The sequence below is a fragment of the Galbibacter sp. L-19 genome (assembly GCF_056857615.1).
Map to the genome: position 1 here is coordinate 200625 of NZ_JBSXNL010000072.1, position 14197 is coordinate 214821.

13 protein-coding genes are annotated in these 14197 nt (G+C 32.4%); 11 read left to right on the forward strand and 2 right to left on the reverse strand.

Going from position 1 to position 14197, the window contains the following annotated elements; genetic code table 11:
• Nucleotides 1–7 precede the first annotated feature (7 nt).
• Nucleotides 8–1828: a cytochrome c oxidase subunit I gene (locus AC13CQ_RS16875; RefSeq protein WP_008611839.1), complete on the forward strand. Its 1821-nt coding sequence runs from the start codon at nucleotides 8–10 to the stop codon at nucleotides 1826–1828.
• Nucleotides 1829–2080: 252 nt separating this feature from the next.
• Here the strand turns inward: AC13CQ_RS16875 and ahcY are convergent, their stop codons facing one another.
• Entirely contained in the window at nucleotides 2081–3397 is a 1317-nt protein-coding gene (ahcY, locus tag AC13CQ_RS16880; protein ID WP_008611840.1) for an adenosylhomocysteinase, read from the reverse strand.
• 195 nt (nucleotides 3398–3592) lie between these two features.
• Between ahcY and AC13CQ_RS16885 the strand changes: the two genes are divergently transcribed.
• From AC13CQ_RS16885 to AC13CQ_RS16930, 10 genes are all read left to right on the forward strand, one after another.
• Nucleotides 3593–4240 carry a 4'-phosphopantetheinyl transferase superfamily protein gene (locus tag AC13CQ_RS16885; RefSeq protein ID WP_335587169.1) on the forward strand — a complete coding sequence of 216 codons (648 nt, stop codon included), beginning with the start codon at nucleotides 3593–3595 and terminating at the stop codon, nucleotides 4238–4240.
• 215 nt (nucleotides 4241–4455) lie between these two features.
• A complete protein-coding gene (locus tag AC13CQ_RS16890) occupies nucleotides 4456–4716 on the forward strand; it encodes a thiamine-binding protein (protein ID WP_337901744.1) in 261 nt (86 codons plus the stop codon).
• The gene (gene pnuC, locus AC13CQ_RS16895) at nucleotides 4700–5338 is read left to right on the forward strand and encodes a nicotinamide riboside transporter PnuC (protein WP_008611846.1); all 639 of its coding nucleotides are present in this window, start codon (nucleotides 4700–4702) and stop codon (nucleotides 5336–5338) included. Before AC13CQ_RS16890 ends, pnuC begins: the two co-directional genes overlap by 17 nt.
• Nucleotides 5293–5880: an AAA family ATPase gene (locus AC13CQ_RS16900; protein ID WP_474506910.1), complete on the forward strand. Its 588-nt coding sequence runs from the start codon at nucleotides 5293–5295 to the stop codon at nucleotides 5878–5880. The genes pnuC and AC13CQ_RS16900 overlap by 46 nt, the downstream gene beginning before the upstream one ends.
• A complete protein-coding gene (locus AC13CQ_RS16905; RefSeq protein WP_008611848.1) occupies nucleotides 5855–7417 on the forward strand; it encodes a DUF4301 family protein in 1563 nt (520 codons plus the stop codon). Before AC13CQ_RS16900 ends, AC13CQ_RS16905 begins: the two co-directional genes overlap by 26 nt.
• A gap of 42 nt (nucleotides 7418–7459) precedes the next feature.
• A complete protein-coding gene (locus AC13CQ_RS16910) occupies nucleotides 7460–8038 on the forward strand; it encodes an AAA family ATPase (RefSeq protein ID WP_474506909.1) in 579 nt (192 codons plus the stop codon).
• A gap of 344 nt (nucleotides 8039–8382) precedes the next feature.
• Nucleotides 8383–8685, forward strand: coding sequence for a hypothetical protein (locus AC13CQ_RS16915; protein WP_335587171.1), 303 nt, complete (start codon nucleotides 8383–8385; stop codon nucleotides 8683–8685).
• 382 nt (nucleotides 8686–9067) lie between these two features.
• The gene (locus AC13CQ_RS16920) at nucleotides 9068–9361 is read left to right on the forward strand and encodes a hypothetical protein (RefSeq protein WP_008611853.1); all 294 of its coding nucleotides are present in this window, start codon (nucleotides 9068–9070) and stop codon (nucleotides 9359–9361) included.
• 326 nt (nucleotides 9362–9687) lie between these two features.
• Complete coding sequence (locus AC13CQ_RS16925; protein WP_008611854.1) at nucleotides 9688–9993, forward strand: hypothetical protein; 306 nt, start codon at nucleotides 9688–9690, stop codon at nucleotides 9991–9993.
• A 255-nt stretch (nucleotides 9994–10248) separates the two neighbouring features.
• The gene (locus AC13CQ_RS16930; RefSeq protein ID WP_474506908.1) at nucleotides 10249–11613 is read left to right on the forward strand and encodes a sigma-54-dependent transcriptional regulator; all 1365 of its coding nucleotides are present in this window, start codon (nucleotides 10249–10251) and stop codon (nucleotides 11611–11613) included.
• A 16-nt stretch (nucleotides 11614–11629) separates the two neighbouring features.
• On the opposite strand, the gene AC13CQ_RS16935 is transcribed toward AC13CQ_RS16930, so the two are convergent.
• Nucleotides 11630–14095: a hybrid sensor histidine kinase/response regulator gene (locus tag AC13CQ_RS16935; protein WP_474506907.1), complete on the reverse strand. Its 2466-nt coding sequence runs from the start codon at nucleotides 14093–14095 to the stop codon at nucleotides 11630–11632.
• Between the last annotated feature and the right edge of the window lie 102 nt (nucleotides 14096–14197).

A 14197-nucleotide genomic window follows, 5' to 3' on the forward strand; every position in this document is an offset into this window, starting at 1 on the left:
TAAGATTATGTCAGCAACAGCACAGACGCACTCAGAAGATCACGCACATGATCATGGACATCATCATAAGGAGACGTTTATAACAAAGTATATATTCAGTCAAGATCATAAAATGATCTCCAAGCAATACCTAATTACTGGTTTAATAATGGGTGTTATCGGTATTGCTATGTCGTTACTTTTTAGAATGCAAATTGCATGGCCAGGAGAATCTTTTAAAATATTTGAAGTTTTATTAGGAAAATGGGCTCCAGATGGAGTTATGGACCCTAATATATATTTAGCATTGGTTACCATCCACGGTACTATCATGGTTTTCTTTGTACTTACACAAGGATTGAGTGGTACCTTTAGTAACTTACTTATTCCATTACAAATTGGAGCTCGAGATATGGCGTCAGGATTTATGAACATGGTTTCTTACTGGTTGTTCTTCCTTTCTAGTATTATTATGATCTCTTCTTTATTCCTTGAAGCTGGACCTGCTGCTGCTGGATGGACAATTTATCCTCCATTAAGCGCATTGCCACAAGCACAAGGTGGTTCTGGAATGGGAATGACACTTTGGTTAGTTTCTATGGCAATATTTGTTGCGTCTTCTTTATTAGGATCGTTAAACTATGTTGTTACAGTAATTAATTTAAGAACAAAAGGAATGTCTATGACAAGATTGCCACTTACAATTTGGGCTTTCTTTGTTACTGCAATTATCGGGATTGTTTCTTTCCCAGTTCTTCTGTCTGCTGCATTGTTATTAATTATGGATAGAAGTTTTGGAACTTCTTTCTTCTTATCAGATATATTTATTCAAGGGGAGGTTTTACATTACCAAGGAGGTTCACCTGTATTATTTGAGCACCTTTTCTGGTTCTTAGGTCACCCAGAGGTATATATTGTAATTTTACCTGCAATGGGACTTGTGTCTGAAATTATGGCTGCAAACTCTCGTAAACCAATTTTTGGATACCGTGCAATGATAGCTTCTATCTTAGCAATTGCATTTTTATCTACTATTGTATGGGGTCACCACATGTTTATCTCAGGGATGAATCCATTTTTAGGTTCTGTATTTACATTTACTACCTTATTAATTGCAATTCCATCTGCTGTAAAAGCCTTTAACTGGATTACAACTATTTGGAAAGGTAATATACAAATGAATCCAGCCATGTTATTCTCTATTGGTTTTGTTTCTACATTTATTACTGGAGGTTTAACAGGGATTATTTTAGGAGATAGTGCATTAGATATTAACGTTCACGATACATATTTTGTAATTGCTCACTTCCACTTAGTAATGGGTATTTCTGCTCTTTACGGAATGTTTGCTGGGATTTACCATTGGTATCCTAAAATGTTTGGAAGAATGTTGAATAAAAATTTAGGGTATATCCATTTCTGGATTACTGCAATTTGTGCGTATGGAGTTTTCTTCCCAATGCACTTTGTAGGAATGGCAGGGGTACCTAGACGTTATTATACAAATACTAACTTCCCAATGTTTGACGATTTAACAAACATTCAGGTGGTAATGACAGTTTTTGCTTTAATCGCAGGATTAGCACAGTTAATCTTTGCTTGGAACTTTGTTTACAGTATTTTCTACGGAGAAAGAGCAACTCAAAACCCATGGAAATCTACTACTTTGGAATGGACTACACCTGTAGAGGCAACTCACGGAAACTGGCCAGGAGAAATTCCAGAAGTTCACAGATGGCCTTACGATTATAGTAAGACTGATGAGAATGGGGAGTACGTAATTCCAGGACAGGATTTTGTTCCTCAAACTGTTCCTTTACAAGAAGGAGAAGAAGAATTACAACACTAGAATATAACTTATATATCAAAAAAAGACCTTCACAATTGAAGGTTTTTTTTTTGGAATGAAGTTTTTGTTTGATGTTATTTTTTTATGCAATAAGGATTGCAACGGATAGCTTTTGTAGTGCTTTTGCTTTTGGCACTACAAAACTATGAGTGGAAAGCCTGGTACCGCACATTGGTGCGGTAATTGCAGACATAAAAAAACTGCTACCCAATTTGGATAGCAGCTTGCTTGTTTTAAGCTGAAATAGTTTTTTTAGTATCTGTAATATTCTGGTTTAAATGGCCCTTCAACAGTTACCCCAATATATTTAGCTTGCTCTTCATTAAGCTCTGTAAGCTCAACTCCAATCTTTTCTAAGTGTAGTTTTGCTACTTTTTCGTCTAAGTGCTTAGGAAGCATGTAAACGTCATTGTCGTACTTATCAGTATAATTCCAAAGCTCAATTTGTGCTAAAGTTTGGTTGGTAAAAGAGTTACTCATTACAAAGCTAGGGTGTCCAGTTGCACAACCTAAATTTACCAATCTCCCTTGCGCTAAAAGAATTACATCTTTACCATTAATAGTATATTTATCTACTTGTGGTTTAATATTTACTTTGTTTGCACCATGATTTTTGTTTAACCAAGCAACGTCAATTTCGTTATCAAAATGTCCAATATTACAAACAATTGTTTTGTCTTTCATTTTCTCGAAATGCTTGCTTGTAACAATGTCTTTATTTCCAGTAGTAGTAATAATGATATCTGCTTTTTCAACAACAGTTTCTAGTTTTTTAACTTCGTAACCGTCCATAGCAGCTTGAAGTGCACAAATTGGATCGATTTCTGTAACTGTAACAATAGAACCTGCACCTCTAAACGAAGCCGCTGTACCTTTTCCTACATCTCCATAACCACAAACAATAACGCGTTTACCAGCTAGCATAACGTCTGTTGCTCTTCTAATAGCATCAACCGCACTTTCTCTACATCCGTATTTGTTATCAAATTTAGACTTGGTAACCGAATCGTTTACGTTGATAGCAGGCATTGGTAGCGTTCCATTTTTTACACGCTCATATAAACGGTGAACTCCAGTAGTAGTTTCTTCTGAAAGTCCTTTTACATCTTTAGCAAGCGCTGGATATTTGTCTAAAACCATATTTGTAAGATCACCACCATCATCCAAAATCATATTTAATGGTTTTCTATCTTCTCCAAAGAAAAGTGTTTGCTCGATACACCAGTCAAATTCCTCTTCTGTCATTCCTTTCCAAGCATACACAGCTGTTCCAGCAGCAGCAATTGCAGCAGCAGCTTCATCTTGCGTAGAGTAGATATTACAAGAACTCCAAGTAACTTCTGCACCTAATGCAAGTAAAGTCTCAATTAAAACAGCTGTTTGAACCGTCATATGTAAACATCCTGCAATACGCGCGCCTTTTAATGGTTGCTCGTTTTTGTATTCTTCTCTAAGCGACATTAAACCTGGCATTTCTGCTTCAGCTAATTCTATTTCTTTTCTTCCCCATTCTGCCAAAGAAATATCTTTTACTTTGTAGGCCACATAAGGAACTGTTTTGGTACTCATATTACTTTTTCGATTTAAATTTTTGTTTCCTTAACGAGTTAAAATCTGTTATTATGAAGGATGATTCCCGAATAATTAAGTTTGTTTAAACTCATTTCTTATTTTTACGTCTGTTAAGCAACAATAGTTGCTTTGTAATAGTAATTTTTTCTGAAAAAAATCAGTGCAAAGTTACATAAATAACTTTTATTATTCATGCCTCTTTACAAAACTATAACGCCCGCTTCTAATACTAAAGTGCTGATTTGGAAGATAGAAGAATCTTATGATGATTTGCGTCAAGGAATTGAGCTCACTGCAAATTGCAAAGACCGTTTGAGTCATATGAAATCTGAAATTCATCAACGCGGATTTTTAAGTGTCCGACACTTACTGAAAGCGGCTGGCTATGTTACTTCAGATTTGTATTATGATGCTCATGGAAAACCGCATTTAAAAGATGGAAATTATATTTCAATAACACATTCTTTTACTTTTTCTGGGATTATAGTGAGTAGCAATACCAATATAGGAATTGATATAGAAAAGCAACGTAATAAAATAAGTGTGATTGCAAATAAGTTTGTAAATTATGAATACAATTTCCTTACAGATGAAGACGTAAGAAAACTAACCGTTGTTTGGTGTGTTAAAGAGAGTTTATATAAAGTTTTTGCTACGGAAGGAATGAGCTTTAAACAACATACGAAGGTTATTTCTTTTGATTTAGACGAAGGGAATACTATTGGTTGGATTTTTTACCACGGAATTATACAAAAGTATAAAGTAGAATTTTTAGAGTTTGATGGTTTTACTTGCGCGTATGCTTTGGAGGTTGGAAGTTTGGGGAGTTTGGAAAGTTGAAAGTTGAAAAGAAAAGTCGGAAGACGGAAGCCTGAAGTCTGAAAAAGGGTTGGAAGTAAAAAAGTTAATGAGGTAAGGAGAAGAAATCTGTTGTTTTAACCAACAACCAACAACCAATAACAATTAACCAATAACTAATAACTAATAACAATTAACCAATAACAACTAACACCTTATTCTAAAAAGAAAAGCATTAAAATTAGAAATATTATAACATGAACATATCAATAGAATTAACGTTAACGCCACTTCAAGACGATTTTGAACCAGCAATTATTCATTTTATAAAAAAAATGAGGGCAAGCGGACTCACAGTGTTAGAAAATCCGTTGAGTACACAAGTCTATGGAGATTATGACAAAGTGATGAAAGTAATAACTACAGAAGTTAAAGAAGCTTTTGAAATGATTGATAAAGGCTTGTTATATATGAAAATTGTAAAATCTGACCGAAGCGAGTATGAACCTCATTTTTGATTGGCTTTTCTCGCAATACAACGGTGTTCCTACTCATTATATAGTTCTTGAAATTATAGGAGTTGTTTTTGGTTTTTTAAGTGTGTGGTATTCTAAAAAGGAGAATATTTTAGTCTATCCAACGGGAATTATTAGCACCGCTATTTTTGTGTATTTATTATTGCAATATGGCTTACTTGGCGATATGATGATTAATGCGTATTATTTTTCCATGAGTATTTATGGATGGTATGTATGGACACGCAAAGTAGACGATACCCATTTTATTCCGATAACCAAAACCACTAAAAAGGAACAAATAATATCGGTGTTTCTTTTTATAGGAACTATGATTTTTGTGTTTGCTGTTTATGAGATTTTTGATAAATGGGAGTCGTGGATGTCGTATGTAGATATTTTAACTACCGCCATATTTTTTGTAGGAATGTGGCTTATGGCAAAGAAGAAATTAGAGAATTGGATTTATTGGATTATAGGAGATATTATTTCTGTTCCACTCTACCTTTTTAAAGGATTAGCATTTACAAGTTTGCAATATTTAATTTTTACAATTATTGCAATTTATGGTTACAAAGCATGGAAGAAAAACTTAAACAAGAGCCCTCAGACATTATTAAAATAGTAATGTTCGGGCCAGAATCTACTGGAAAAACCACCCTAGCACAGGCTTTAGCAGCTCATTATAACACTAAATGGGTTCCAGAGTATGCACGGGAGTATCTTCAGGAAAAATGGAACAGGGAACAAAAAACTTGTGAGCCTAAAGATTTGATTCCCATTGCTGAAGGACAAATTCACTTAGAAAATAAGCTCACAAAGCAAGCGAATAAAATCCTTTTTTGTGATACCGATTTGCTGGAGACAAAGGTGTATTCAGAAGCATATTACTTAGGGAATTGTGATCCAATTCTTGAAAAATATGCAGTAGAAAATACATACAATTTATATTTTTTGACGTATATTGATGTTCCATGGGAGAAAGATGATCTTCGTGATAAACCCGAGGAACGCGAAGAAATGTTTGATTATTTTAAAAACACCCTCGATACCTATAATAAAGGCTATGTGTTGCTAAAAGGCGATTTTGAAAGTCGTATGAAAACAGCTATTAACCATGTAGAAAAACTTATACAAGAAAATGACAACACTTACGGAAACCGATAAGAAGCAATTAAAGCAAAAGGGAATTAAGGAAACTCAAGTAGCTGAGCAGATCGAAATTTTTAAAAAAGGAATTCCATTTGTAAATTTAATAGCAGCAGCTACCATCAATCATGGAATTCATAAATTTTCAGAAAAAGAAAAAGAAAAGTATGTAGCTCTTTTTGAATCTGAAAAGGACAAACTCAATTTATTAAAATTTGTTCCAGCTTCTGGTGCGGCAACCAGAATGTTTAAGGCGTTGTTTCAATTCTTAAATACATATAATCCTGCACAAGAAACTATTAATGCATATATAAATAGAGAAAAGGCAGAGATTATTAGAACCTTTTTTATTGGGATAGAAAAGTTTCCGTTTTATGAAGAGGTTATAAAAAGATTTGTTGAAAAGCATCCCGATTTTTTAAATCTTCCAGACCATTTTCAGAAGTATTATGTGGTTAAAATATTACTAGATAAAGATGAGTTTGATTATGGATCGAGTCCTAAAGGCTTACTTCCTTTTCATAAATATAAAACGCATCCTGCAACTGCTTTTGAAGAGCATATGTATGAAGCCGCTCTGTACGATGAGTCTAACGGGGTAGCCAAACTTCATTTTACAATATCAAAAGAACATAATAATGACTTTGATGAGGAAATGGATAAAATCGAGAGTCGTGTTACAGAAAAAACAGGGGTTTCTTTTGAGACTTCTTTTTCATATCAAAAGGAATCTACCGATACATTGGCAGTTTCTATGGAAAACGAGCCTTTTCGTTTAGAAACAGGAGAAATATTATTTAGACCTGGAGGGCACGGAGCTTTAATAGAAAATCTAAATGACCAAGATGCAGATATTATCTTTATTAAAAATATTGATAATGTAGTGGTATATAAATATAAACATGAGTTGGCTCAGTTTAAAAAAATACTTGCTGGAAAGTTAATTGAAGTTCAGAATAGGGCATATAAATATGCCAAACTGCTAGATGAAACTACTCCAAATGAGAAAATGATAAACGAAATAAAAGATTTTCTGAGAACAGAATTAAATGTTCATGTAAAATCTGATGTAGATAAGTATAAGGAGGTTTATCAAATTGAATTTTTGAAGGAAAAACTAAATGCACCAATCCGAATTTGTGGAATGGTAAAAAATGAAGGAGAACCTGGGGGAGGACCCTTTTGGATAAAGGATGAAGATGGGAATATTTCTCTGCAAATTGTAGAGTCGCCACAAATAGATTCTAAGAATAAATTTCAGGAAGATATTTTAAAAGCAGCTACCCATTTTAATCCTGTGGATATTGTTTGTAGCACTAAAAATTACAAAGGAGAAAAATATAATCTTTTGGATTATGTTAATAAACAACAAGCTTTTATAACCAATAAAACCAAAGAAGGAAAAGAATTAAAAGCATTAGAATTACCAGGGCTTTGGAATGGAGGAATGGCATTTTGGAATACCATATTTGTAGAAGTTCCGTTAACTACCTTTAATCCTGTAAAAACCGTTGTAGATTTATTAAAACCTGCACACCAAGTAAAGGATAAGTAAGTAGTTGTTTTACGGTATTATATTTACAGAGGAGAATTTATAATGATTGAGTTTAAAGAAAACAACAATTTTTATATAATAACTGGAGGACCTGGAGTAGGAAAAACTACTTTATTGGAGGAATTAAAAAATAGAGGGTATAGTACAGTTCCTGAAATTGCTCGAGAATTAATTAAAGAAGAGCAGTCCAGAAATGGAAATGCTTTACCTTGGAAAGACAAAAATTTATATAAGGAGGTAATGTTTAACCGCTCAATAAATAGTTTTGAGCAAGTCTATAAGACTTTAAACATAAGTAATAAGAGCCCCATTTTTTTTGACCGTGGTTTTTTGGATACCATTTGTTATGCAAAATTAATCCAATCGGAAATAGATGAACAAATGGAACTTTATGCAGAGAATTGGAGATACAATGAGAATATATTTATACTTCCTCCTTGGCAGAAAATATACGAAACCGATACTGAGAGAAAGCAAGAATGGACGGAAGCAGTTTTGACATATGAAAAAATGTGTGAAACATACAGCAGTTATGGCTATAATATTGTAGAAATACCAAAAATAGCTGTACGTAAAAGAGTAGATTTTATATTGAAATTTATAAAGGAACTACACAGATAAGTACCTGCCAAAAGTGGCTGTCTAAATAGTAATTCATAGTTGTCAAACTTGTAGAACTGAGCTTGTCGAAGTTTCACAACTAACTCTCAAAAAATCCTTCAACAAGTGCTGGAAGACATTTAGAGTTTGGATTTTTTTGTTCCAACCACTAAAACTGTATCTTTTTTACCCATCTTTTTAAAATAAATACACTTTTTTACTCACTTATATTTTTCATATTTGGAACAGATCTCGTGTTAGTCATCTGATTATCATTTAGTTAAATCTTTATTGACTTCACATATTATAATTGGTATAAAATTGGCTTTATATTAATCAGAAAAAAATTAAATAAAATATATAGTATGAGAAAGTTAGCATTAGCATCAGCATTAGCACTAGGTAGTTTTGCATCGTTTGCAGCAACACCAGTAATTTTTCACGATGGAATAGCAGAAGAGATTTATGCAACGCAAGATGAATATGAAGAAATACAAGTAGCTGAAGTTCCTCAAGCTGTTTCAGATGCACTGGCAGCAGATTTTCCAGGAGCTGAAATCTCGAAAGCATATAAAAATGAAGCCTCTGAGTATAAATTAGAAGTTGCCGTTGGAGAAGAAATAGCAACTCTTTACGCTAATGAAAGTGGAGAGTGGATTCAAAAATAGAATGACATAAGCTTCGTTTATTTTAATTACGTTTGAAAAGGACTTGCCTTCGGGTGAGTCTTTTTTATGTTATAAAGTTATAGTAGTGTAATTTAGATTTACTCTGTACTCTTTTTCCTTGCAGTGAAGCAGTGATGATTCTTAATCTTGATACTTTTTTTTATAATTATTTCTGTGTAAAACAGTGTATTTTTTACTCAGGAAACGGGGTGCTTACACATTGTTTACACACTTTATATTTTATTTGCATTCGCAACATCATATTTAATAACCTGATTTTCAATTATTTAAATATTAACTTATCTAAGTTCATTTTTTTGGAACGAAGATGGTACTATACTAATCAGAAATAAATTAGTATTAATCATAAAAACATATAATCATGAAAAAGGTATTTTTAGTAGCAGCATTAGCATTAGGTAGTTTCGCAACATTTGCAGCAACACCAATAGTTTCTAATACAAACGGAATCTATATGATTCAAGATGAATATCAAGAAATTGATGTGGCAGAAGTACCACAAGCAATTACAGATGCACTTGCAGCAGATTTTCCTGGAGCAACAATTTCTAAAGCATATAAAAATGATGCCTCAGAATATAAAATTGATGTAGCTGTTGGCGAAGAAACGACAACACTTTACGCAAACGAAAATGGAGAGTGGATACAGAAATAGTAGCAAGTAAACTCCGTTTATTTTAATTACATTTGAGAGAAAGACTGTCTTTAAAGGCAGTCTTTTTTTATGGAGTTTTTTAAAGGGATGGAATCTTATTTTATACCTAAAATAAAACATACATACTCTTAAAGAAAAGTATACTTCTTACCCATTATTGTGTGCATATTACACACATTTTCACAGATAATGGGTATTTATTTTTTTATGAAAAGCCCATAATAACTGATAGTTAAGTGGTTATGTATGTGTTCTTGTTTTTGGTATAGAATTGGCTTTTAATAAAGTAAGTATTTAAAAGAAGTTTAATATAAAATAAAGAAGATATGAAAAAGTTAATTTTAGCATCAGTTATAGCATTAGGAAGTTTTACAACATTTGCAGCAGTTCCAGTAATTTCTAATAATGATTTTGTAGAAACAGTATATGTAGATCAGGATGATTATACTCCTATAGACGCTACAGAATTACCTGACGCAATTACAAATGCATTGGAGACAGATTTCCCAGGAGTTCAAGTTTCAAAGGCTTTTAAAAATGAAGCGGATGAATATAAAATTCAAGTATTGGTAGGAGATAAAACAACCAATTTGTATGCTACTAAAGATGGGGAGTGGATTCAGAATAAATAATAATTAGTAGTATTGAGAACAAACAATACACTCAAGTTTACTCTATAATTGAGATTAGAACATTTTGAATTTAAATCCCTCCTAATTTCTCTTGAGTTTACTAAAGAAATGAGTGATAGTAATACAAAAATCAACACTTAGCGTGTAAAACAAAGTCATATTTTGTTTAAGGATGGTGAAAGCCATCCTTTTTTTATGATTTTTTTAAATTGTTACACCTATTTACTTCCTATTTTTGTAGAAACCCACTTGAGAATGCCAAATATCCTATTGATAGAAGATGATGTTACTTTTTCGGCGATACTGGAACGTTTTTTAAAGAAAAACGGTTTTTCAGTAGAAGCTAGTTATTCGTCGGAAGAAGCGCAAAAAAAACTTTCCAATACTAAATACGATTTGGTATTTACCGATTTGAGATTGCCAGACGATGATGGAATTTCTATTTTGACAAAAGTTAAAGAAAAACATCCTGAAACTCCTGTTATTTTAATGACTGGATATGCAGAGGTTTCTACCGCTGTAAAAGCTATGAAAAAGGGCGCTTTTGATTATATTTCAAAACCTTTTAATCAAGATGAAGTACTTATTGTAATTCAAAATGCTTTAAAAGGAGATAATCAGCAAAAACAAAAATCTACTGAAGCTGCAGCTGCTCCACAAGCAAAGACTGAAAAAAAGAAAGAGGCTTTTCCTAAAAAAGCAGTTACAGGAATTAGTAGTGCCTCAACAAAACTTAATGAGTATATAAAACTAGTGGCTCCTACCGATATGTCTGTTTTAATTATGGGAGATAGTGGAACGGGGAAAGAAGTGGTAGCAAAAAGAATTCACGACAATAGTAGTCGAAAAGATTTTAGCTTTATTGCGGTAGATTGCGGAGCTATTCCAAAGGAAATTGCGGCAAGCGAATTTTTTGGTCATGTAAAAGGCTCTTTTACTGGTGCTGTAAACAATAAGATTGGACATTTTGAGGCTGCAAATGGAGGAACTATTTTTTTAGATGAAGTGGGGAATTTATCTTATGAAAATCAAATTCAGTTATTAAGAGCTCTTCAAGAGCGAAAAATCAAACCGATAGGAAGTAATCAAGAGATTGAGGTTGATATTAGATTAATTACAGCTACTAATGAAGATTTATTACAAGCTGTTGAAAAAGGACAATTTAGAGAAGATCTTTATCACCGATTGAACGAATTTACCATTAAAGTACCTAATTTATACGAGCGAAAAGAAGATTTGCTCATTTTTGCAGACCATTTTTTGAATATGGCAAATGAGCAGCTTAATAAAAATGTATTAGGATTTTCTGATGAAGTGATTACAATTTTTCAGCAATATAAATGGCCAGGAAATTTACGAGAAATGTCCAATGTAATAAAAAGATCGGCATTACTTACGCAAGGAGATTTGATTGAAAAATCGGTTTTGCCAATGGAACTTACAAATCCACCAAAAGAAAATCAGCATATAAAATCTTTTTCTACAAAAGATAATGAGCGCGACTTAATTATAAATGCGTTAAATGAAGTAGGAAATAATAAATCTAAAGCCGCAAGATTACTTAATATTACTCGTAAAACACTTTATAATAAAATTAAAGAATACGAAATAGAAGCATAGTTTCTAAGAAAGATAATTATTTATTGTTTTTAAGATGCTTATCGATAGCCGAAAAAGTTAGTTTTATATTCTTTTTTAAAGCTTTGTAATTAGAGGGTAATTGCTTTTTCTCTTCATCTTTGAAATGCTCTAAAAAATTAAGGATAGGCACTACTGTTTGTGCATCTATTTGCTTAAACATAGTTTGCATTTTGTGAGCTATTTTTCGGATTTCCTCTAAATTTTCTTTCGCTATATACGTTTTTAAATCTTTTAGGTCTTTAGAAGTATTCTCTTTAAATACCTCTAAGATGTCTAACATGGCTTCGTCATCACTCAAAAAAGAACTTAAAGAGGAAAGATCAAAAAGGGTATTTTTTTTGATAGTTGTCTCCGTTTCTTCTTCATTTTCAGTAGTTTCTTGCGTGTTATCTAAAACTTTAGAAATTTTGTGTAGTAAAGATTTTGGCTCATAAGGCTTGAATAAAAATTCGGCAAATCCAGCTTCTAGATAACTTTTTTTATTGAGATCTTTTCTTCCTGTAACAGCAATAATTGGTTGGTTGTTATATCCGTATTGTTTATCAGAACGTAAGGTTTCAGCAAAATAAAATCCGTTAAAAGATGGTAATTGAATATCGGTTACAATAAAATCATATTCAATACTTTTAATCTTATCAAGCGCTTTTTTACCACTATCAAAAGCAAATACTTTAAAATTATTTTTTTCTAGGATTTCTTTATTTAGTTTCAGGAGCGTTTCATCATCATCTATAACAATAGCAGTGTATTTTTTATTGAGAATAGTAAAATCGGGATTTTCAACATTTTTTATAATCACATCTTTACTGCTAAATTTTGCAGGAAAAACAAATGAAAAAGTACTACCTTTTCCTTCTTTACTTTCTAAATATAAACTTCCGCCCAATAACGAAGCAAGCTTTCTAGAAATAGTTAACCCTAGTCCGCTTCCTCCATATTTTTTTTCGGTGTTACCGTCGGCTTGTGTAAACTCTTCAAAAATAATATGTTGCTTTTCTTTTTTAATTCCTATCCCAGTATCAATAACAGAAATAGAAATTAACTGTTCATTTTCGCTTGTAGTTTTTAATCTTACTTTAACGGTTATACTCCCTTCTTCTGTAAATTTATAGGCATTCCCTATGAGGTTTGATAAAATTTGTTTTACTCGGAAGGGATCTCCTATTAAATGTTTATTTATTGATTTGTCGATGTCAATTATCAGATTTATATTTTTTGCACTATAGATAGATTGTACACCTTCTGCAGTTTCCGTAATTAGGGTATTCAGATTAAAAGCTACGTGTTCAATATTAATTTTTCCAGCTTCTAGTTTTGTAAAATCTAGTAAATCATCAACCAATTGTGTAACATAGCTAGAAGCATTTTTTATACGGTCGGTATAATGAGATTCTTTTTCGTTCAAATTGGCATCTTTAAGAAGTTCGGTATACCCCAAAATTGTACTTAAAGGAGTTCTTAAGTCGTGACTAACCATAGAAATAAGCTGTTCCCTGCTTTTTACTAAAAGTTTATTATGCTCATTAGAATCTTCAATTTGCCTTTTGTATTGCTGACTTCGCCAGGAATCTCTTAAAATAATAATTGAAAAAACAATCACTAAAATCGCACCAATAATGGCTGCAATTGTAATAACCTTAATGCTTCGCTGAAGTACACGCTCTCTTTCAACATTTAATATACGGGCATTATTTACAAATTCGTTTTCAAAAGCCGTTAGTATTTGACGTAATTGTTGAGAAGTAGTGAGGTCGTTTCTTAGTAATTGACGCTCTTTAATTGCCAAAGAAAGCTTTTGTGTTGAGGCTTTTTCTTTTACATTTTGAAGCATTTCTCTAGAAGCAGTAACAATAGAATCTAGGGTTCGTTCATCAACAGAATTACTGGAGTCTCTAGGAATATACCTATTATTAATAGCAATAAATTCTAATAACTTTTTCTTTGTTTCAAGATCTAAACTATCGGGGTTTGCTACAAAATCTTTTAAGGAAAGTCGCCCTAGTTGATCTTCTATATTTGAAAGTTTTTCAATAGCACTTTCAATTGTTTTTTCAGAGGTGTCGTTAATCCTAAGCTCTCTAAGTTCGTTGATGTTCTTTATTTTCTGCTGAAGTAAAAAATTAACACTATCTAGTAATTTGGATTGATATGGCTGATTTATAATTTGTTTTAAGGAATCTATTTGTATGGAAATAGAGTCATTCTTCCGAAGAAAACTTACATAAGGTTGTTGAGAATTTGATTGAATAGCCGAACGCGCAAAGCTTTCACTTTCGTACATAAGAGTAAGGAGTTTACCTATACGAAGGATCTTATTTTTCTCAATAGTTTCATCTTTTTGCGCTTGGGTAAAAGAACTTATCTCTTGATATACCAACCAGCCAACAATTACAACTAGAGAAACCAAAGCTAAATAGCTCAGCAATACTTTTAAAGGGATTCTGCTCTTCGAATTTTCCATTTTTTAAAGATAAATAAAGGACGTCAAACCGATGTGAAATTTTTGTCAAAATATTTTCCGAAACCAGCATTCGTTTTGTAATTTTGCGGCATCTCATAAGGG